Source organism: Pseudomonas sp. 11/12A (assembly GCF_000800055.1).
Taxonomy (GTDB): domain Bacteria; phylum Pseudomonadota; class Gammaproteobacteria; order Pseudomonadales; family Pseudomonadaceae; genus Aquipseudomonas; species Aquipseudomonas mohnii.
Genome location: NZ_JUGV01000001.1, coordinates 5471517 through 5493529, shown reverse-complemented (window position 1 = coordinate 5493529; position 22013 = coordinate 5471517). Strand labels below are relative to the sequence as shown.

Annotated in this window: 15 protein-coding genes and 3 rRNA genes; 4 read left to right on the top strand and 14 right to left on the bottom strand. The window is 56.6% G+C overall.

Going from position 1 to position 22013, the window contains the following annotated elements:
- Together GQ39_RS25230 and tag are read right to left on the bottom strand one after the other, a co-directional pair.
- Window positions 1-888: a lysophospholipid acyltransferase gene (locus tag GQ39_RS25230; RefSeq protein WP_047535688.1), complete on the bottom strand. Its 888-nt coding sequence runs from the start codon at window positions 886-888 to the stop codon at window positions 1-3.
- Between the two features lie 40 nt (window positions 889-928).
- Window positions 929-1486, bottom strand: a complete 558-nt coding sequence (gene tag / locus GQ39_RS25225; protein ID WP_047535686.1) for a DNA-3-methyladenine glycosylase I — start codon at window positions 1484-1486, stop codon at window positions 929-931.
- A gap of 80 nt (window positions 1487-1566) precedes the next feature.
- Here tag and glyQ point away from each other — a divergent pair, with 80 nt between their 5' ends.
- The 4 genes from glyQ to GQ39_RS25205 all read left to right on the top strand — a co-directional run bounded on the left by glyQ (window position 1567) and on the right by GQ39_RS25205 (window position 5988).
- Window positions 1567-2520 carry a glycine--tRNA ligase subunit alpha gene (gene glyQ, locus GQ39_RS25220; protein ID WP_003213601.1) on the top strand — a complete coding sequence of 318 codons (954 nt, stop codon included), beginning with the start codon at window positions 1567-1569 and terminating at the stop codon, window positions 2518-2520.
- Window positions 2517-4571: a glycine--tRNA ligase subunit beta gene (gene glyS / locus GQ39_RS25215; protein ID WP_047535683.1), complete on the top strand. Its 2055-nt coding sequence runs from the start codon at window positions 2517-2519 to the stop codon at window positions 4569-4571. Before glyQ ends, glyS begins: the two co-directional genes overlap by 4 nt.
- 6 nt (window positions 4572-4577) lie before the next feature.
- A complete protein-coding gene (gmhB, locus tag GQ39_RS25210; RefSeq protein WP_047535681.1) occupies window positions 4578-5117 on the top strand; it encodes a D-glycero-beta-D-manno-heptose 1,7-bisphosphate 7-phosphatase in 540 nt (179 codons plus the stop codon).
- 91 nt (window positions 5118-5208) lie between these two features.
- On the top strand, window positions 5209-5988 hold the full coding sequence (locus tag GQ39_RS25205) for a lysophospholipid acyltransferase family protein (RefSeq protein ID WP_047535679.1): 780 nt from the start codon (window positions 5209-5211) through the stop codon (window positions 5986-5988).
- Window positions 5989-6179: 191 nt separating this feature from the next.
- Here the strand turns inward: GQ39_RS25205 and GQ39_RS25200 are convergent, their stop codons facing one another.
- From GQ39_RS25200 to GQ39_RS25145, 12 genes are all read right to left on the bottom strand, one after another.
- Window positions 6180-7151: an oligopeptide/dipeptide ABC transporter ATP-binding protein gene (locus GQ39_RS25200; RefSeq protein WP_047535677.1), complete on the bottom strand. Its 972-nt coding sequence runs from the start codon at window positions 7149-7151 to the stop codon at window positions 6180-6182.
- Complete coding sequence (locus tag GQ39_RS25195) at window positions 7151-8134, bottom strand: ABC transporter ATP-binding protein (RefSeq protein WP_047535672.1); 984 nt, start codon at window positions 8132-8134, stop codon at window positions 7151-7153. The genes GQ39_RS25200 and GQ39_RS25195 overlap by 1 nt, the downstream gene beginning before the upstream one ends.
- A 2-nt stretch (window positions 8135-8136) precedes the next feature.
- Window positions 8137-9018, bottom strand: a complete 882-nt coding sequence (gene ddpC / locus GQ39_RS25190; RefSeq protein ID WP_047535662.1) for a D,D-dipeptide ABC transporter permease — start codon at window positions 9016-9018, stop codon at window positions 8137-8139.
- A 1-nt stretch (window position 9019) separates the two neighbouring features.
- Window positions 9020-10036 (bottom strand): ABC transporter permease, encoded by a 1017-nt coding sequence (locus GQ39_RS25185; RefSeq protein ID WP_047535659.1) that lies wholly within the window; start codon window positions 10034-10036, stop codon window positions 9020-9022.
- 74 nt (window positions 10037-10110) lie between these two features.
- Window positions 10111-11691, bottom strand: coding sequence for an ABC transporter substrate-binding protein (locus GQ39_RS25180; RefSeq protein ID WP_047535655.1), 1581 nt, complete (start codon window positions 11689-11691; stop codon window positions 10111-10113).
- A gap of 153 nt (window positions 11692-11844) precedes the next feature.
- A complete protein-coding gene (ddpX, locus tag GQ39_RS25175) occupies window positions 11845-12405 on the bottom strand; it encodes a D-alanyl-D-alanine dipeptidase (RefSeq protein ID WP_047535651.1) in 561 nt (186 codons plus the stop codon).
- Between the two features lie 29 nt (window positions 12406-12434).
- On the bottom strand, window positions 12435-13295 hold the full coding sequence (locus GQ39_RS25170) for a MurR/RpiR family transcriptional regulator (RefSeq protein ID WP_047535648.1): 861 nt from the start codon (window positions 13293-13295) through the stop codon (window positions 12435-12437).
- Between the two features lie 407 nt (window positions 13296-13702).
- Window positions 13703-13818: ribosomal RNA gene (rrf, locus tag GQ39_RS25165) — 5S ribosomal RNA — on the bottom strand.
- Between the two features lie 155 nt (window positions 13819-13973).
- Window positions 13974-16865: ribosomal RNA gene (locus GQ39_RS25160) — 23S ribosomal RNA — on the bottom strand.
- 313 nt (window positions 16866-17178) lie between these two features.
- Window positions 17179-18715, bottom strand: a 16S ribosomal RNA gene (locus tag GQ39_RS25155).
- Together the 16S, 23S and 5S rRNA genes form the textbook arrangement of a ribosomal RNA operon.
- Before the next feature lie 885 nt (window positions 18716-19600).
- On the bottom strand, window positions 19601-20794 hold the full coding sequence (locus GQ39_RS25150) for a hypothetical protein (RefSeq protein ID WP_047535646.1): 1194 nt from the start codon (window positions 20792-20794) through the stop codon (window positions 19601-19603).
- Window positions 20795-20867: 73 nt separating this feature from the next.
- Window positions 20868-21905: a helix-turn-helix transcriptional regulator gene (locus GQ39_RS25145; RefSeq protein ID WP_047535644.1), complete on the bottom strand. Its 1038-nt coding sequence runs from the start codon at window positions 21903-21905 to the stop codon at window positions 20868-20870.
- Between the last annotated feature and the right edge of the window lie 108 nt (window positions 21906-22013).

Here is a 22013-nt window from a genome sequence, read left to right as displayed (position 1 = left end):
TCAATACCAGCGCTCTTCGCCGGGCGGACGCTTCTTGAAGCGCTTCATGCTCCACATGTACTGGCTTGGATACGCCCGCACATAACGCTCGACCACCTTGCTCATGGCGGCACAGGATTCCTCGGTGTCAGTGCTGTACATGGCCTCTGGCGCGGCTTCGAGGATCACTTTATAGCCTGAACCGTCTGGCAGGCGCAGGGCGTGCAGAAAGACGCCGACCGCTTTGCCGCCCGCGAGCATGTTCGGTACGAATTTGCTGGTCAGTGCCTGGGTGGCGAAGAACGGCACGAAGATCCCGGCGGACTCGGCCGGTTCCGGGTCGGCGGGAATGCCCACTGCACCACCTTTGCGCACTTCCTTGATGACGCTGAGGATGCCTTCCTTGGTGGAAGCGGCCACTTTGTTGCCCAGTTGTACCCGCTGCTTGCGCAATAATTCATCCACCGCCTTCAATTTGGGCGGACGGTAGAAAATGATCGGTTTGCACTGGCTGCAATAGAAGTGGTTGAGCACTTCCCAGTTGCCCAGGTGGCTGGTGATGCCGACCACGCCCTTGCCGGAGGCGAGTGCATCCTTCAGAACGTCGAGCCCCTCGACTTCACGCACCAGGTCGATGGAACGCTGGGCCGGCCAGATCCAGGCGCAAGCGCTTTCGGTCAGTGACTTGCCGATGTCTTTCAGACTCTGGCCGACCAGACGCTCACGTTCGGCGGGGTCCATCTCCGGAAAGCATTTGGACAGGTTGATCCGCACCACGTCGCGGGAACGGTTAGGGGTTTTCCACATCACCCAGCCAATCGCCGAGCCGACAGCCTGCACCGCCCGCCACGGGAGCAGGGCAAACAGCCGCAGAGCGCCTACCAGCAAGGCGCCTTTAAACTTATCCACAGGTCACTCCTGATCTTGTGCTGTGCGCGAGGCGGCTATTCTAACCGCCGTTCGCCAACTGCGCGTAGCGGTCGCAATCGCGGGTGTGGTCCATGACCATGCCCGAAGCCTGCATCAGGGCGTAGCAAATGGTTGGGCCGACGAAGGTGAAGCCGGCCTTTTTCAGGCCTTTGCTCATCGCCACCGCCTCGGGCGTGATGGCCGGGACTTCGGTGCGATCCTTGAAATGATTGATCTTTGCAACGCCGCCGACAAACGACCAGAGAAACTCGACAGGGTCTTCCAGCGCCAGCCAGGCCTGGGCATTGCGCCGGGCCGCGTTGAGTTTGAGACGATTGCGGATGATGCCCGGATCGAGCATCAAATCATCGATTTCGGCGTCGCTCATCTGCGCCACGCGCTGCACGTCAAAGCCGTACATCACCCGGCGATAGTGCTCGCGTTTGCGCAAAACGGTGATCCAGGAAAGCCCGGCCTGGAACCCTTCGAGCAAAAGCAACTCGAACAATCCCTGCGCATCGCGTAGCGGCGTGCCCCACTCCTGATCGTGATAAGCCATGTACAGCGGATCTTCGGAACACCAAAAGCAGCGTGGCATAAGGCTCCAGGGGGCGTGCGCAGCAATGAATCGGGTATACTCCCGCTCTTTAAATCGCAGCCCAAGAAACAGGTGAATTCGTGAGCCAGCCTACGCCAGCCGTGCGTACCTTCCAAGACTTGATCCTCGCCCTCCAGCAATACTGGGCCGAGCAAGGTTGTGTGGTACTTCAGCCCTACGATATGGAAGTAGGCGCCGGCACTTTCCACACTGCAACATTTCTGCGCGCCATTGGCCCGGAAACCTGGAACGCCGCCTATGTGCAGCCAAGCCGTCGCCCGACTGACGGTCGCTATGGCGAAAACCCGAACCGTCTGCAGCACTACTACCAGTTCCAGGTGGTCCTGAAGCCGAACCCGGACAATTTCCAGGAGCTGTACCTGGGCTCCCTCAAGCACGTGGGCCTGGACCCATTGGTGCACGACATCCGCTTCGTTGAAGACAACTGGGAATCGCCGACCCTCGGTGCCTGGGGTCTGGGCTGGGAAGTCTGGCTCAACGGCATGGAAGTGACGCAGTTCACTTACTTCCAGCAGGCGGGCGGCATCGAGTGCTACCCGGTGACGGGCGAGATCACTTACGGCCTCGAACGTCTGGCCATGTACCTGCAAGGCGTGGACTCGGTCTACGACCTGGTCTGGGCTGACGGTCCGTTTGGCAAAGTGACCTACGGCGACGTGTTCCACCAGAACGAAGTGGAGCAGTCGACCTACAACTTCGAACACGCCAACGTCGAGAAGCTGTTCGAACTGTTCGATTTCTATGAAAGCGAGGCCAAGCGCCTGATCGAACTCGACCAGCCGCTGCCGTTGCCAAGCTACGAAATGGTGTTGAAGGCGTCCCATACCTTCAACCTGCTGGATGCGCGCCGGGCAATCTCGGTGACCGCGCGTCAGCAATACATTCTGCGTGTGCGCACCCTGGCGCGTTCCGTTGCGCAAGCCTACCTGCTGGCTCGCGCCAAGCTGGGCTTCCCGATGGCAACCCCGGACCTGCGTGATGAAGTACTGGCCAAGCTGGAGGCTGCACAATGAGTGCTCTGGATTTTCTGGTTGAATTGGGCACTGAAGAACTGCCACCCAAAGCCCTGAACACCCTGGCCGAAGCGTTTCTGGCCGGCATCGACAAGGGCCTGCAAGCGTCCGGCCTGAATTACGAGACCAAAACCGTTTATGCCGCGCCACGTCGCCTGGCCGTGCTGATCACCTCGCTGGCCACTCAGCAGCCTGATCGCAGCATCAACCTCGATGGCCCGCCACGCCAGGCCGCGTTCGATGCCGAGGGCAATCCGACCCAAGCGGCACTGGGCTTTGCCAAGAAGTGCGGCGTCGATCTGAGCGAAATCGATCAGAGTGGCCCGAAACTGCGCTACAGCCAAAACATCGCCGGCAAGCCGACCGCGAGCCTGCTGCCGACCATCGTTGAAGATTCGCTGAACGACCTGCCGATTCCCAAGCGCATGCGCTGGGGGGCTCGCAAGGAAGAATTCGTTCGCCCGACCCAATGGCTGGTCATGCTGCTCGGTGACCAGGTCATCGACTGCACCATCCTCGCCCAGAAGGCCGGCCGCGATTCCCGTGGTCACCGCTTCCACCATCCGGAAAGCGTGCGCATCGGTTCGCCGTCCAGCTACCTGGCTGACCTGCGTGCCGCTTATGTATTGGCTGACGCCAACGAGCGTCGCGACATCATCAGCAAGCGCACCGAAGAGCTGGCCACCCGTCAGGAAGGCACGGCGATCGTGCCGCCGGACCTGCTCGACGAAGTGACCGCGCTGGTTGAATGGCCGGTGCCGCTGGTGTGCTCGTTCGAAGAGCGTTTCCTCGACGTACCGCAAGAAGCCCTGATCACCACCATGCAGGACAACCAGAAGTATTTCTGCCTGCTGGATGCCGACGGCAAGTTGCTGCCACGTTTCATCACCGTGGCCAACATCGAGAGCAAAGACCCGCAGCAGATCATCGCCGGTAACGAGAAAGTGGTTCGTCCACGCCTGACCGACGCCGAGTTCTTCTTCAAGCAAGACAAGAAGCAGAAACTCGAAGACTTCAACCTGCGCCTGCAAAACGTGGTGTTCCAGGAAAAACTCGGCAGCGTCTATGACAAGGCCGAACGCGTTTCCAAACTGGCCGCGTTCATCGCTCAGCGCATCGGCGGCAACGCCGCGTGGGCGACTCGCGCCGGCCTGCTGTCCAAGTGCGACCTGGCGACCGAAATGGTCGGCGAGTTCCCGGAGATGCAAGGTGTCGCCGGCTACTATTACGCCCTCAACGATGGCGAGCCACAAGACGTTGCACTGGCACTGAACGAGCAATACATGCCGCGCGGTGCCGGCGCCGAGCTGCCGACCACCCTGACCGGTGCGGCCGTGGCCATCGCTGACAAGCTGGATACCCTGGTCGGTATTTTCGGCATCGGCATGCTGCCTACCGGCAGCAAAGATCCGTACGCCTTGCGCCGTGCCGCATTGGGCGTATTGCGCATCCTGATCGACAAGAAACTCGACCTCGACCTGAACGACGCCGTAGCCTTCGCCGTGAATGCCTTCGGTGCCAAGGTCAAGGCTGCCGGCCTGAACGACGCGGTGCTGGAGTTCATCTTCGACCGTCTGCGTGCCCGTTACGAGGACGAAGGCGTCGACGTCGCGACCTACCTGTCGGTGCGTGCCCTGAAGCCGGGTTCGGCCCTGGACTTCGACCAGCGCGTACAAGCGGTAGAGGCCTTCCGCAAGTTGCCGGAAGCCGCTGCCCTCGCTGCCGTGAACAAACGCGTTTCGAATCTGCTGAGCAAGGTGGAAGGCTCCGTGCCAACCGTCGTGGAAGCCAAGTACTTCGACAATGCCAACGAGTTCTCCCTGTACTCGGCGATCCAGCAGGCAGACCAGGCGGTTCAGCCTATGGCCGCAGCGCGTCAGTACAGCGAATCGCTGGCACGCCTGGCCGCCTTGCGCGAGCCGGTGGATGCGTTCTTCGAAGCCGTGATGGTCAACGCGGAGGACGCGAAAGTTCGCGCCAACCGTTATGCGTTGCTGGCACGTCTGCGTGGCCTGTTCCTCGGCGTCGCCGATATTTCGTTGCTGGGGTAAGACTGTTTGAAACTGCTGATACTCGATCGGGACGGGGTGATCAACTACGACTCCGACGCTTACATCAAGTCAGTGGAGGAGTGGATACCGCTCCCCGGGTCGATCGAAGCCATCGCGCAGTTGAGCAAGGCCGGCTGGACGGTAGCGGTTGCTACCAACCAGTCCGGCATCGCTCGCGGCTATTACGACATCGCCACCCTGGACGCCATGCACGAGCGCTTGCGCTCGCTGGTGGCAGAGCAGGGCGGTGAAGTCGGCCTCATCGTCTACTGCCCGCACGGGCCGGACGATGGCTGTGATTGCCGCAAGCCAAAACCCGGGATGTTGAAAAACATCGCCGCACATTACAACGTATCGCTGACTAATCTATGGTTCGTCGGCGATAGTCTCGGTGACCTGGAAGCTGCCAAAGCCGTCGATTCTCAGCCAGTTTTGGTAAAGACCGGAAAAGGCGTGAAGACTTTGGGCAAGACCCTTCCGGTAGGCACATTGATTTTTGACGATCTGGCGGCAATAGCCGCAGAACTTATCCACACATGCCCTTGAGTAAGTGTGCGCTTCGATTGGTCCTGACCAAGGATGAAAGGGAAGTGCGCTTTATATAGGACGGGCAGTTCCCGCAACGGTAAACGTCACCATGTCGATATTGCAGGCCATCAGAACCTTCCTCTTTTACCTGCTGCTGGGCACCAGTTCGTTGCTGTGGTGCAGCCTGAGCTTTTTTGTCGCGCCGTTTTTGCCATTCAAGGCGCGTTATCGCTTCATCAACGTTTACTGGTGCCGCTGCGCCTTGTGGCTGAGCAAGGTGTTCCTGGGTATCCGTTACGAAGTGAAAGGCGCCGAGAACGTGCCCGACCAGCCCTGCGTGATTCAATCGAACCATCAGAGCACCTGGGAAACATTCTTTCTCTCGGCCTACTTCGAGCCGTTGAGCCAGGTGCTCAAGCGCTCGTTGCTGTATGTCCCTTTTTTCGGCTGGGCCATGGCCATGTTGCGACCGATTGCAATCGACCGTGACAACCCGAAAGCCGCACTCAAGCAAGTCGCAAAGAGGGGCGATGAGTTGCTCAAGGATGGCGTATGGGTGCTGATCTTTCCTGAAGGAACACGGGTCCCTTACGGCACCATCGGGAAGTTCTCTCGCGGCGGCACCGCACTGGCGGTCAATGCCGCACTTCCGGTGCTGCCCATTGCCCACAACGCCGGCAAGTTCTGGCCAAAAACCGGCTGGGCGAAGAAGCAAGGTGTCATTACCGTGATCATCGGCAAGCCGATGCATGCCGAGGGTAGCGGGCCGCGCGCCATTGCCGAGCTTAACGATCGGGTTCAGGCCTGGAACGAGCAGATGCAACGGGAAATGGGATCACTTCCACCCGCCCCACAAGCCCCGGTGGCCAGCGATCAAGTGGCTGTCTGAGTTCTGTGGATAACCTGTGTGCCGTTTTGCTGATACAGGCCGCATTTTTCTGTTAAGACTATGATTTAACTATATATTTCTTAACTTCATAAAATTCTGAAAAATGTGCATAGGTTTTTCAGAAGGTCAAAAAACCGGCTAATAAAGCCGGTTTTTTTATGCGCCACAACAGGCTGTCCGCCGACAGGGAATCAGCCTTGTAAATGACACCGCGCCCGCTGCCGCTCGTCTCCCTGCAGGACCTGGGGTTTGTCACAGCCAACGGTGCACAGGCTGCACCGTTCTCGAAAGAAGCAGCCAGTCGGCAAATGACGGTTACCCGGCAATTCGGTAGGCGCCGCCACCTGCTCTTCATGCAGCGCAACGCCCAGTCGTGGAACTGCTTCGAGTAACAGGCGGGTATAGGGATGGCGTGGCTGATCGAGCACCTGGGCAGCCTGGCCCAGCTCGACGATTTGCCCCAAATACATCACTGCAACCCGGTCTGCCATATGACGCACGACGGACACGTTATGGGAAATCAGGATGTAGGTCAGGTTGCGAGCGCGTTGCAGCTCTGCGAGCAGGTTGAGGATCTGCGCCTGAACCGAGATATCCAGCGCCGATGTGGGTTCGTCGAGGACGATAATATCCGGGTCGGAGGACAGGGCCCGGGCAATGGCAATCCGCTGACGCTGGCCGCCGGAGAACTGGTGGGGGAAGCGGTCCAGGTATTCCGGGCGGATACCGACCTGGGACGCGACCTTGGCTGCCACCTCACGCATCCGTGCCCGATCGCCATGACCCCGGGCGTACAGTGGCTCGGTGATGATCCGCCAGATCGGCAGACGCGGGTCGAGCGAAGACTGGGGGTCCTGGAACACAATCTGCACGTTGTTGCGGCCTTCGCTGCCGGTGCGACTGGCCCAGTTCAAATCGCCGCTGCTGGGCGCAATCAAGCCCATCAACAACTGCGCCAATGTGCTTTTTCCACAGCCTGACTCACCCACGATCCCCAGGGTTTCGCCCGCTCGTACCTGAAGATCAATGCCATTGAGGGCGTGAGCAAAGCCTCGCGGCCGACCCAGCCAGTCGTTACTGACGGGGAAACGCACACGAACATCGTTGAGTTGAAGAATCGGGGGAGCCATGTCGATAGCCCTATGAAGGACAGCATTGTTCATCACGAAAGCTCCTTGACGGGCAACCAGCAAGCGCTTTTACGTTGGTCGTTGATGGCATTGAGGGTAGGACGTTTGGCACAGACCGGCATGGCGTAAGAGCACCGCTCCTGAAACGTGCAGCCCTCGGGTAAAGAGGCGAGGTTGGGGACTTGCCCGGGAATGGTCAGCAACGGCTGGCCCGGCTCCACCATTTCCGGAAGGCCGCTGAGCAGCCCACGGGTATAAGGGTGTTGCGGATTGTTCATCACGTCGACGGTGCGGCCTTCTTCGACCACAGCGCCGGTGTACATGACATACACCCGGTCACAGAACTGCGACACCAATGCCATGTCATGGGTGATGAGCAAAATGGCAGTCCCCCGTTGCCTGGCCTTTTCTCGCAGCAGCAACAGCACCTGGCGTTGCACCGTGACGTCGAGCGCGGTGGTCGGCTCGTCGGCGATCAAGAGTTGCGGTTCACAGGAGAACGCCAGCGCAATCATCACCCGTTGACGCATGCCCCCGGACAGTTCGAACGGGTAGCTCTCCAATACGTGCTCGGGGCTGGCGATGTGCATGTCGCGCAACAGGGCAATCGCCTTGAGCCGCGCCTGGGCCGCACTGATTTTCTGGTGATGGATGATCACATCGAGCATTTGTCGACCGATGCGCCGGGTCGGGTTCAGGGCGGTCATCGGCTCCTGGAAAATCATCGCCGCATCGCGTCCGCGAATCTGCAGCAGTTCCTTTTCAGGCGTTGTGAGCATGTCGCGGCCGAGCATGCTGAGGCTGCCTGCGGTAATGCGATAGCTGCGCTCGGGCAGCAGACGCATGCTGAGCATGGCCGTGACCGACTTGCCCGACCCGGACTCGCCCACCACGCCGACGATTTCGCCGGGATTGACGTGCAACGTCACGCCGTTCAAGGCTTTCACATTGTTTTTGTAAGCCGGGAATTCCAGGCTCAGATTGTCGATGGCCAGCACTGGGCTCGAAGTCTGCATTGTCATTTCCCCTGTTGCCGTGGGTCGAGCAGGTCGCGTACACCATCGCCCAGCAGGTTGAAACCGGTGGCGGTGATCAGAATCGCCATGCCTGGAAAGGTCGAATACCACCAGTTATCGAGGATGTAATTGCGCCCGGTGGCGACCATTGCGCCCCACTCGGCGGTTGGCTGTTGCGCGCCCAGGCCGATGAATCCAAGGGCCGAGGCCATGAGGATGGCGCTACCGATATCCAGGCTCAGTTGCACCAGCAAGGGCGGCATTGCGTTTCGCGCCACGTGCCAGTGCACCACGTGCCAGCGTCCGGCCCCGAACGTATGGGCGGCCTTGACGTACCCCATCTGTCGAATACTCAAGGCCTGGCCACGGGCCAGTCGTACGTAGGATGGGATTCGCACCAGGGTAATGGCCAGCATGGCGTTGAACAGACTCGCGCCCAATGCGGCCGCCAATGCCATGATCAGCACCAGTGACGGGACCGAAAGCATGATGTCCATCAGGCGCATGATGAAGGCGTCGAAACGCCCACCGATCACCCCCGAAAAGCACCCTAGCAGCCCGCCGATGAAACAGGAGGCGAAAGCCACGAACAGGCCGACGCCCACCGACTGCTGGCTGCCGAACAGCACCCGGCTGAACAGGTCGCGACCCACTTCATCAGTGCCAAACCAATGGTCGGCGGATGGCGGCGCCAGGCGTTCGCCGAGGTTCAGTGCATTCGGGTCGTGGCTGGCGAGCCAGGGCGCGAAGATCATGCACAGCAGTACGATAGAAGTGATCAACAGGCCCGCCATGGTCAGCGGGCTCCGGCGGATCTGGTAAGCCAGGTAGGCGAGTTTTTCAGCCCTGCGCGGGCCACGTGCCGCCGTCAGAGTCACAGACATTTCAATTCACCTCGCCGATGCGTGGGTCGATCACGCGATACAAAAGGTCGATAGCCATGTTCAACAGGACATAGATGAACGAAACCAGAATCGCAAAGCCCATCACCGCCGGGAAATCCAGCGACTGGATCGACTTGACCACATAGGCCCCCATGCCGGGCCAGGCAAATACGGTTTCGGTCAGTACCGCGCCGTACAACAAATCACCCAGGGTCAACCCAAGGACGGTCACCGAAGGGATGAGGGCGTTGGGCAGGGCGTGACGCAGGATCACTGTCCACCGGGACAGGCCATAGGCGCGCGCGGTGCGGATGTAGTCCTCGCCCAATTGATCCAGCATGGCCGAGCGGATCTGCCGGGCGACTACCCCCAGGGTCACGAAGCCCAGCGTTGCGGCTGGAAGAATCAGGTGTTCGGCTGCATCGAGAAACAGTCGGACATCCCCCGCCAGCAGCGAGTCGATCAGGTAAAAACCCGTGATCGTCGGTGGCGGCGAGAGCCCTTCAGATAGCCGGCCGCCACCGGGCAGCCAGCCCAGATGGCCGTAGAACAACACGATTGCACCCAGGCCGAGCCAGAAGGCCGGGGTGGAAATACCGGTGACCGCCAGGGTCCGGGCGATCTGATCGATCAGCCGGTTGTGGTAAACCGCTGACAACACGCCCAGCGGCACACCGACCAGAATCGCTAACGTCAGTGCGACCAGCGCCAGTTCCAGTGTGGCCGGGAAGAACGCTTGCAAGTCTTCCAGGACGGGACGGTTGGTGCGTATCGAGGTTCCCAGGTCCCCGTGCAACAGATCCATCAGGTAGCGACCGTATTGTTGATACAGCGGCAGATCCAATCCCAGTTGATGACGGATGCCGGCCACGAGAGCGTCGCTGGCGCGGTCGCCGGCGATCAATCGGGCAGGGTCGCCCGGGATCAAGTGGGAAATTGAAAAGGTAATCAGCGAAACACCGAACACGACCAACATCAAGCCGAGCAGGCGCTTGCGCAACAATGTCAGGAAGGCCATCTGGCACCTCAGTTACACGAGCGACGAAATCAGAAGCCGCGCCAGCCGCCGGGGGCTGGCGCGAAGGAGCATGTTTACTTGCTCATGCTTCCCAGGTTGAACACCTGTTCGAGCATGGGGTTGAACACGTAGCCCTTGACCGAATCACGCATCGGCAGGGAGTAGCTCTTCTGATAGAGGTAGGCATAGACGCTGTCGTCGAGCACCTTTTTCTGCGCAGTCTGGTAAAGCTCGACGCGTTTGGCGGTGTCGCTGACAGCGGCCGCTTCGCGAATCAGCTTGTCGACTTCCGGGTTGCTATAGAACGAGCGGTTGCCTTGCAGGCCCTGCATCTTGGAGTCGAACCAGAAGTTCATGAACATGTACGGGTCAGCGAAGTCCGGGCTCCAGGTCCCCACCGCGATGTCGTAGTCGGCCTGGCCAACGCGTTCACGCAGGGTGGCGTTGGCGGTTTTCTCCAGTTTGAGGTTGATGCCCAGGGGGGCCAGGGCCGCCTGCAAGGTCAGGCCGATCGGTTCCCAGTTGGCGTCCTTGTCCGAGTACATGTAGTTCAGGTTGGTGATCTTCTGGGGGGCCTTGGCCAGGCTGTTCTTCGCGGCGGCCAGGTCCTGCTTCATCACTGGCAGCGAACTGTCGTAGCCCCACATGCCATCCGGTATCGGCCCGTTCAGCAGCTTGGCCTTGTCCTTGAGAATGCCCTTGACGATGCCGTTGTAGTCCACCGCTTCGGTGATCGCGCGACGGGCGTTGACGTCCGTCAGAGGCCCCTTCTTGTTGTTCAGGTACAGGTAAGTGACGCGCAACGAAGGAAAATCTTTGACCACTACGCCGGGCTTGCCGCCCAGTGCGCCCAATTGGTCTTCGGGCATGTCTTCGATGATATCCAGGTCCCCGCGCTCCAGTTGCAGCCGACGCACGGAGGGCTCCGCAATCGTCTTGAGGATCACGGTCTTGAACGCAGGCTTGGGACCGGCGAAGTAGGGGTTCGGCTCCATCGTGACGGACTGGCCCTTTTGCCAACTGGTCAGGCGGAAAGGACCGGAGCCTGCGGTGTGACTGGACAGCCAGGCATTGGTTTCGGCGCCCTTGTTGGCCACCAGCGGGTTAACGATCGAGGCGCCGTTGTGGGCCAGGACGAACAGGAAAGGGGCGAACGGCGTTTTCAGCGTAAAGCGGATAGTCTGCGGGTCGATCACCGCCACCACCATGTCCTCCGGGAATGCACCGGACGGCCCTTGCTTGAGGGTCATCAGGCGATCGAAGGAAAACTTCACGGCAGCGGCATCCACTGCGGTGCCGTCATCGAACTTGTTGCCGGGCTTGATCTTGAACTCCCAGACCAGGTTATCCGGCGACACGGTCCAGCTTTCCGCCAGATCCCCTGTCACTTCGGTGCTGCTCTTGTCACCGTCGGTTTTGTAGCTCACCAGACGCTGATAGGACGGGTAGGTGATGGTCCAGTCGTTGTTATCGAAGGTTACCGCCGGGTCGAGCGTTTGTGGGTCGGCGGGCTTGCCGATGACCAGAGTGTCCTGAGCCGTCGCTGCCGAAGCGGCTTGCCAGGCGCCCAGGCTCATCGCGCTGCACAGTAGACCAAGCAGCAGCTTGCTGGTGCGTGGAGAGGTTTTTCGGGTCACGGTGTTCATTGGGGTCATGCCGGTTTCCTTAATCATTCGATGTATGGAAGTACGTCAGGTTTTTTATAAAAGCTATAACCGGGCAGTTGCAGGTGAAGCAGGTAACGCTTGTTGTTATCGCGTTGCGTTGGCTGCGAAACTCTGTGGTTTCGTTATCGGTTTGTTGCGGTTTTAGTTGTTCGAGAACGTGGTCTGGTTGTCTTCCAGCAAGGGGTAATCATCGGCATCCGGAAGTTCGTAATGCCACCACTCAGTGGGAATTGCGCAGAACCCGGACGCGAGCATGATTCCCAGCAACAGCAGACGATTGCGTTGCACGTGAACGGGAAGGTCCGGGTAGAACTGATGGGACTTCTCTTCCATGGTGTCGAAGGCGCTGCCCATATCCAGCGGCTGTCCATCGCTTCCCACCAGGGTCAAATCCACAGCAACGCCACGGCTATGGTGGGAGCCCAAATGGGGATCGCGCACGTAGTTACCGTCAGGCAATGCCTCCCACAATAGAAACTGGGCGAAAGGTGGACGGTAGGCGTCATAAATCCGCAGTGTGTAACCGGCCAGCCGCGCCAGTTCACTGGCCTTGCCCAGGCAGTCGGCCGCTTGGCGATGCAGCAGGCAACGGGCACTCGGGTAAATCACCTTTCCAGCCAGATTGTCGGCACTGGCGTAGATCAGATCGATTTGCACCTGATATCGCTCGGCATCAATCTCTACAAGGGGGCTGTTGTTCACGCAAAAACTCCAGTTGGGATTGGATGGATCTAGCCTTCGAACTGGCCGAAAGCTTTTTGCAATTGTCGGTTTTTGCTCAGGCGTTCATCGAGGCGGTCGCCGAACTTTTCCGCTACGGCCGATACCATCAGGTTCAACAGGCAGGCCAGCGGGGCAGGGGAGTCCCAGAACTGCCCGACATCGGTTTTGAGTTGCAGCAGATCCAGCGGGTAGTCACGTGCCCACGGGCATTGCAGATCGGTGATCAGGGCCAAGGGCAGGTTGTTATCGATGGCGGCGTCGCAGAAGGTCCGGGTCACACTGGAATAGGCCCGGAAATCCGAAATGATTGCGTAGGGGTTGGCAAAGCCGGAATTCAGGGTTTCGGCGTAGATGCCGGACAAGCCGTCGACGTAATAAACCTTGGGCCGGATGTATTCGAGGTGGCTATGAAACGCGGTGAGAATCCCGCGGGTCGACTGGATGCCGAGAATGAATACCGCATCGGCTTCGTAGATGCGCTGCACGATTTCAGCGAAGGCACCGCTGCGCGCCAGGCCATAAACGTGCCGGATGGCCTCGATCTCGCGACTCATGGAACGGTCGAGTGCGTCTTCTCGAGTGCTTTCGGTGCGAAAGGCGCCGATCCGGTCGGTGATCAACCACGACGCCGGCGCTTCGCCGCGCAGACTCTGTTTGACCTCATCGATGTTCTGATAACCCAGCGAACGGAAAAAACGCCCCACGGAAATGCCAGTGGTGGAAGCCTGCTGCGCGATGCTGTCGGCCGACTCGAACGGTAGCTGATCCGGGTTTCCCAACAGGTAACTGGCAATGCGTTTGCCAGTCGGGGTCAGGTTCGAGAACTCTTGCTCGAGCAACTGAAGGAAGCTGTTCTTTTCTGTAGACATGTCAGCGCACCGATCGAGGGATTGTTATTGCGGTGTCATTATCGTTAAACATGTTATATGTATAACATCTATCATCAAGACAACACCACGTTTTTTTCAGGCGCGTTACGCCGAATCCCGAATCCCGGAAAAGTCCGAAAAAAAACCAGCGCAATGCGCTGGTTTTTTTGTTTGGAAAACGCTCGGGAGGGGAGAGCGCAGCGAGTGTTCGGCGACACTCGCTGCAGGGACAAAATCAGTTCCAGAACGGACGCTATTCCCAACCTAAAGAAAAACCCATGATCGCAGGCGTCATGCAGGCCTTGGCACCGAACAAATCATTTCATCCGTACCAATCTCAGGATGCTTTTTCGAGGACAAAAACAAAACCCCTACCTGCATGCGCAGATAGGGGTTTTGGAATTTAATCTTGACGATGACCTACTCTCACATGGGGAAACCCCACACTACCATCGGCGATGCATCGTTTCACTGCTGAGTTCGGGATGGGATCAGGTGGTTCCAATGCTCTATGGTCGTCAAGAAATTCGGGTACCGAACCGTCTTTCGACGCTTCAGCAAATTGGGTATGCGATAGTTTGTGCGGCTTTTGTGAATGGTTGCGAACTTTCGGTTCATTGCGTCTTCACACACCGCAATCTGGTGCCTTTTCAGGTCAGCAAATTGCTTGGGTGTTATATGGTCAAGCCTCACGGGCAATTAGTATTGGTTAGCTCAACGCCTCACAGCGCTTACACACCCAACCTATCAACGTCGTAGTCTTCGACGGCCCTTCAGGGGACTCAAGGTCCCAGTGAGATCTCATCTTGAGGCTAGTTTCCCGCTTAGATGCTTTCAGCGGTTATCTATTCCGAACATAGCTACCCGGCAATGCCACTGGCGTGACAACCGGAACACCAGAGGTTCGTCCACTCCGGTCCTCTCGTACTAGGAGCAGCCCCTCTCAAATCTCAAACGTCCACGGCAGATAGGGACCGAACTGTCTCACGACGTTCTAAACCCAGCTCGCGTACCACTTTAAATGGCGAACAGCCATACCCTTGGGACCGGCTTCAGCCCCAGGATGTGATGAGCCGACATCGAGGTGCCAAACACCGCCGTCGATATGAACTCTTGGGCGGTATCAGCCTGTTATCCCCGGAGTACCTTTTATCCGTTGAGCGATGGCCCTTCCATACAGAACCACCGGATCACTAAGACCTACTTTCGTACCTGCTCGACGTGTCTGTCTCGCAGTCAAGCGCGCTTTTGCCTTTATACTCTACGACCGATTTCCGACCGGTCTGAGCGCACCTTCGTACTCCTCCGTTACTCTTTAGGAGGAGACCGCCCCAGTCAAACTACCCACCATACACTGTCCTCGATCCGGATAACGGACCTGAGTTAGAACCTCAAAGTTGCCAGGGTGGTATTTCAAGGATGGCTCCACGCGAACTGGCGTCCACGCTTCAAAGCCTCCCACCTATCCTACACAAGCAAATTCAAAGTCCAGTGCAAAGCTATAGTAAAGGTTCACGGGGTCTTTCCGTCTAGCCGCGGATACACTGCATCTTCACAGCGATTTCAATTTCACTGAGTCTCGGGTGGAGACAGCGCCGCCATCGTTACGCCATTCGTGCAGGTCGGAACTTACCCGACAAGGAATTTCGCTACCTTAGGACCGTTATAGTTACGGCCGCCGTTTACCGGGGCTTCGATCAAGAGCTTCGCGTTAGCTAACCCCATCAATTAACCTTCCGGCACCGGGCAGGCGTCACACCCTATACGTCCACTTTCGTGTTTGCAGAGTGCTGTGTTTTTAATAAACAGTCGCAGCGGCCTGGTATCTTCGACCGGCGTGGGCTTACGTAGCAAGTACTTCACCCTCACCGGCGCACCTTCTCCCGAAGTTACGGTGCCATTTTGCCTAGTTCCTTCACCCGAGTTCTCTCAAGCGCCTTGGTATTCTCTACCCAACCACCTGTGTCGGTTTGGGGTACGGTTCCTGGTTACCTGAAGCTTAGAAGCTTTTCTTGGAAGCATGGCATCAACCACTTCGTGTTCTAAAAGAACACTCGTCATCAGCTCTCGGCCTTAGAATCCCGGATTTACCTAAGATTCCAGCCTACCACCTTAAACTTGGACAACCAACGCCAAGCTGGCCTAGCCTTCTCCGTCCCTCCATCGCAATAACCAGAAGTACAGGAATATTAACCTGTTTTCCATCGACTACGCTTTTCAGCCTCGCCTTAGGGACCGACTAACCCTGCGTCGATTAACGTTGCGCAGGAAACCTTGGTCTTTCGGCGTGGGTGTTTTTCACACCCATTGTCGTTACTCATGTCAGCATTCGCACTTCTGATACCTCCAGCAAGCTTCTCAACTCACCTTCACAGGCTTACAGAACGCTCCTCTACCGCATCACCTAAGTGATACCCGTAGCTTCGGTGTATGGTTTGAGCCCCGTTACATCTTCCGCGCAGGCCGACTCGACTAGTGAGCTATTACGCTTTCTTTAAAGGGTGGCTGCTTCTAAGCCAACCTCCTAGCTGTCTAAGCCTTCCCACATCGTTTCCCACTTAACCATAACTTTGGGACCTTAGCTGACGGTCTGGGTTGTTTCCCTTTTCACGACGGACGTTAGCACCCGCCGTGTGTCTCCCATGCTCGGCACTTGTAGGTATTCGGAGTTTGCATCGGTTTGGTAAGTCGGGATGACCCCCTAGCCGAAACAGTGCTCTACCCCCTACAGTGATACATGAGGCGCTACCTAAATAGCTTTCGAGGAGAACCAGCTATCTCCGAGCTTGATTAGCCTTTCACTCCGATCCACAGGTCATCCGCTAACTTTTCAACGGTAGTCGGTTCGGTCCTCCAGTCAGTGTTACCTAACCTTCAACCTGCCCATGGATAGATCGCCCGGTTTCGGGTCTATTCCCAGCGACTAGACGCCCTATTAAGACTCGCTTTCGCTACGCCTCCCCTATTCGGTTAAGCTCGCCACTGAAAATAAGTCGCTGACCCATTATACAAAAGGTACGCAGTCACAGAACAAAGTCTGCTCCCACTGCTTGTACGCATACGGTTTCAGGATCTATTTCACTCCCCTCTCCGGGGTTCTTTTCGCCTTTCCCTCACGGTACTAGTTCACTATCGGTCAGTCAGTAGTATTTAGCCTTGGAGGATGGTCCCCCCATATTCAGACAAAGTTTCTCGTGCTCCGTCCTACTCGATTTCATGACTAAGAGATTTTCGCGTACAGGGCTATCACCCACTATGGCCGCACTTTCCAGAGCGTTCCGCTAATCTCAAAGCCACTTAAGGGCTAGTCCCCGTTCGCTCGCCACTACTAAGGGAATCTCGGTTGATTTCTTTTCCTCAGGGTACTTAGATGTTTCAGTTCCCCTGGTTCGCCTCTTAAGCCTATGTATTCAGCTTAAGATAACCATCTTATGATGGCTGGGTTCCCCCATTCAGACATCTCCGGATCAAAGTCTGTTTGCCGACTCCCCGAAGCTTTTCGCAGGCTACCACGTCTTTCATCGCCTCTGACTGCCAAGGCATCCACCGTATGCGCTTCTTCACTTGACCATATAACCCCAAGCAATCTGGTTATACTGTGAAGACGACATTCGCCGAAAATTCGCGCTGCTCAATAAAGAGCAACTCACAAATTTTACCTTAGCCTGATCCGTTACCAGTGAAAGTAACGTTCAGTCTATCTTTCTATCACATACCCAAATTTTTAAAGAACGATCTAATCAAAGACTAGAAATCAATATTCACACTGGAATATTCATTTCTAAACTCTAACGAAGCAGACCACCTTAAAAGCTGGCCTCTCGTCTTCTTCAATGAATCAAGCAATTCGTGTGGGAACTTATGGAGCAGCTGAGTCGTCGATTAAGGAGGTGATCCAGCCGCAGGTTCCCCTACGGCTACCTTGTTACGACTTCACCCCAGTCATGAATCACACCGTGGTAACCGTCCTCCCGAAGGTTAGACTAGCTACTTCTGGTGCAACCCACTCCCATGGTGTGACGGGCGGTGTGTACAAGGCCCGGGAACGTATTCACCGCGACATTCTGATTCGCGATTACTAGCGATTCCGACTTCACGCAGTCGAGTTGCAGACTGCGATCCGGACTACGATCGGTTTTGTGGGATTAGCTCCACCTCGCGGCTTGGCAACCCTCTGTACCGACCATTGTAGCACGTGTGTAGCCCAGGCCGTAAGGGCCATGATGACTTGACGTCATCCCCACCTTCCTCCGGTTTGTCACCGGCAGTCTCCTTAGAGTGCCCACCATTACGTGCTGGTAACTAAGGACAAGGGTTGCGCTCGTTACGGGACTTAACCCAACATCTCACGACACGAGCTGACGACAGCCATGCAGCACCTGTCTCAATGTTCCCGAAGGCACCAATCCATCTCTGGAAAGTTCATTGGATGTCAAGGCCTGGTAAGGTTCTTCGCGTTGCTTCGAATTAAACCACATGCTCCACCGCTTGTGCGGGCCCCCGTCAATTCATTTGAGTTTTAACCTTGCGGCCGTACTCCCCAGGCGGTCAACTTAATGCGTTAGCTGCGCCACTAAGAGCTCAAGGCTCCCAACGGCTAGTTGACATCGTTTACGGCGTGGACTACCAGGGTATCTAATCCTGTTTGCTCCCCACGCTTTCGCACCTCAGTGTCAGTATCAGTCCAGGTGGTCGCCTTCGCCACTGGTGTTCCTTCCTATATCTACGCATTTCACCGCTACACAGGAAATTCCACCACCCTCTACCATACTCTAGCTTGTCAGTTTTGAATGCAGTTCCCAGGTTGAGCCCGGGGCTTTCACATCCAACTTAACAAACCACCTACGCGCGCTTTACGCCCAGTAATTCCGATTAACGCTTGCACCCTCTGTATTACCGCGGCTGCTGGCACAGAGTTAGCCGGTGCTTATTCTGTCGGTAACGTCAAAATTGCAGAGTATTAATCTACAACCCTTCCTCCCAACTTAAAGTGCTTTACAATCCGAAGACCTTCTTCACACACGCGGCATGGCTGGATCAGGCTTTCGCCCATTGTCCAATATTCCCCACTGCTGCCTCCCGTAGGAGTCTGGACCGTGTCTCAGTTCCAGTGTGACTGATCATCCTCTCAGACCAGTTACGGATCGTCGCCTTGGTGAGCCATTACCTCACCAACTAGCTAATCCGACCTAGGCTCATCTGATAGCGCAAGGCCCGAAGGTCCCCTGCTTTCTCCCGTAGGACGTATGCGGTATTAGCGTCCCTTTCGAGACGTTGTCCCCCACTACCAGGCAGATTCCTAGGCATTACTCACCCGTCCGCCGCTGAATCAGGGAGCAAGCTCCCTTCATCCGCTCGACTTGCATGTGTTAGGCCTGCCGCCAGCGTTCAATCTGAGCCATGATCAAACTCTTCAGTTCAAACATCTTTGGGTTTTGAGAAAACCCTAAACTTGGCTCAGCAATCGTTGGTTACATCTTTGATTTCTCGCGGAGTAACTTGTGATGCTGATAATCTGTTGACTAGCAGTCTGACTCCACAAGCACCCACACGAATTGCTTGATTCAGTTGTTAAAGAGCGGTTGGTTAAGATCTTTCGCCTCAACCGAGGCGCGCATTTGACAGCGACCCCTCAGACAACACCCTTAAAAGCCACTGATTTTATTAATAAAATCAATTACTTAAGCTTCAAGCAACTTCAGGTTGCTCGTTAGCGGGAGGCAAATAGTACAGTATTAAAATATGCTGTCAACCCCCCCAATCTATAATTCGTCCAGCGAGCTGGCCGTGCACACTGGCAGCAGATGTGGACTGACGGATTTGGCGAATACCCGATGGCCGTGGTGGTCGCCGACGATGCTGAGGCGATGTTGTGCAGGCCGGTTTCGTCTTACTGCATTTCACCCGTATGGGCTCTTGGTGATTTCGAATGGAACAAATTGAAAACGCAGTCGCGGGGACCCGCAACATGATGCGCTCTGCCAGCGGCTCATAACGCAAAACCTCCCAGCGCTGGCATAGCATTTCGCTGTGCGTTCGCGAAACGTCGGCCAAGTACTTGGCCGAGGACTGACCATAGACCAGTGTGATGTGCATTTGCGCCAGTTGCGATGTCAGGTTGCGGCGCTCGCTCTACTGTTCGAGCACGAAACCTGTGGTGTGCGCTGAAAGGTTGTTCAAGCACACCCACTGATCACCACTGTGTTGGCGCGCAGATTAGCGTGAGGCGTCTTAATACAGCTCTTCGCAACACATCAGAGATACTCATAAACTCAGCGCGCTAATCTGCTTTCAAAGCGAGCTCCTCACGATGTCAAAAAATCCTCAGGGAAAGCCTCGCGTATTCCCATCCACAGGCCCAACCAGCTGGTTTCGACGGAGTCACTCTTAGACTTCGCCCGGCGTCGGGTCAGAATTTTCAACTCACTTATTTCGTGCTGTTGAGCTTTCAGGGGTGAGACTTTCAACCACACAGGTTTCGAGTCACCCCAAGGGGTTTTCCACACATGCGGGGTTTCCAACTTGGCGGCCCGTACTGACACATGGGCAGGTGCGGAGTCTCGCCGAAGCACTAACCATGCCTGTAATGCCTTTCGACACTCCGCTTCAAGAGTCTTGTAGTTGTCGACTGTGAACTCAATGGCATGGTCATCCGCATCGCTTAAGCGAACACGAAACCGTCTCGGTTTTTTTTCGGCCAATCTGAGCTCGCCAGTTTTGTCGGCAGCTTGCGAAATAGGTGGTTGATATTGCACTGCCCAGAGCAAACGCTCGCTACGGAGACGCAGCCGGTGGATATAGAGATAGCGGCCCAGAGTGATTGCTTGGTTACGAACCCTCCCTAGGTCACGCTGCTCGCTCTCGACCGATGCTTGGCTTTCCCGCAGCATGTCGCCCTGGATGGATAGATCTGGCGTTATGATGCCTGCTCTCTTGGCATCCGCCAGCAGTTGCAGTGCCCAAGCCGTATTGATCTGACCGACAAGCCCCACATGCAGTGGGAGCGCACGCGTCACGGCATGGTTTTCATGGCCTTCACAGGCCGAATAGGTGAAACAACCCGCTGCAGACAACCCTTTGACCAGCAGAGCAATATGCGTGTCCAGCACGGCGACAGAGATCTTCTGACCATGCGCACGGCGTTTGAAATTGCTTGGTCGAGCGTCGATCAAATTACCACCGGACTCCCGTTGCACATGCCATGAGCCAAACAGCTTAGCGACTTGCCAAGGCGCCAGGCACTGATCAACTGCTTCCAGGCGCAATGGCAGGCTGGTGGACGGCGTGTTTTTTAGGCCACCCAGATCGAGTTGCGCGAGCATTTCCCGAAGAAACTCACTGTCCGCCTGATCATGACCGACTTGTTGACGGCGACGACTACCGTCATGGTCATCGCGTAAAAAAGCATTATCCGTCAAGTAGATATCTTGACCGATGGTTTCTATTAGAAACCCTCGATCTAATAGTGCAGACGAGAGGAGGGTGGAGAGATCACTCATTGAAAGCTCCAGAAAAGCCTTATGCTGCAGTAGAGGGCATGGTCGTGAAGAACGAGCTATTCGTAGCTGTAGGCTAAGTACAGGCCTCTTGGCCCACCTCGTGACAACCCTCGTACTGAGCCGCCGCTTGTTTGAGTTTTGTGGCGATCTGCTCACGCAGATATAGCGGTGCTTCAACTATCAGAGCGTCGCCTTGGGAGAGAATCCACCACTGCAATTGCCACGTATCACTGATGGTTGCCCGCAGACGGTAACCCTCCGTGAGTTTTTCCAGGGTCATATCGGATGACAGAGGTGTCTCCCGAAGCAGGCGCACTAGGCTGTCACTGAGCCGGGCCTGCAGGCTGATTTTGGCAGTACTGCCAAACTGAAGAGCATTACTGGCCAGGTATTCCTGCAAATCGAAGCCATCCAGGCCCTGAGCGGGACTCGGCAGAGTTTCGGCCTGACGAAAACGATGGATAGCGTACTGGCGGACATCGGCATAGGGTGGCGCGGTACCAATCAGATAAGTGATGGGCCCCCGCTGCACCAAGGCGAGAGGATTGAGAACCATCTCCCGTTCTTTATCATTGTGGGCCGAGTAATAGCGGCATTGCAGTTGTTTTTCCTGCAGCAAAGCAGCCTGCAAGGTTTCCAGGATGTTGTCTGGCGTATTCGGTGGCAGAAGGCTCATATCGGGGCTGACACTCGCAACTTTGCCTAGCCAGCGTACTGTCTGGTTGTCCTCCGCCAGGCTTTCCAGTTTTTTCCTGGCGAACCGGAATCGCGGTTCCAATGCCCTCAACATGCTACCTGGCAAGAGCGGTCGGATCGCATCTTCGACCAAGACGAGACTCAGGGCCTCGCCCATGCTTATGCCTGGCAAGCTCACACTGGCCCCCTCAGCCCAGTACCATCCATAAGGGGTGCCTTTATCGTTACACTGCAGCGGGAATAGTCTGGATAGCGCGACCAGGTCACGCTCGATGGTGCGCTTACTGATTTGGTATCCAGCCTCCTGCATTCCATCAAGCAATTCCGTCGTGGTAAGCCCTGGGCTACGAGAAGGGATTTTCTGCAGTAAATCCCATTGCCGGGTTGTGGCGTCGTGTACTGATGAAGATGGCAAGACTGGCTCCCTGTCAGTTGTAGTGAGGCAAGCATGATGATCCTCACCAATATATGTGGCAATTGGACATTATGGCGGCCTGGTGATGCGGACATCTGCTCGCTCTAC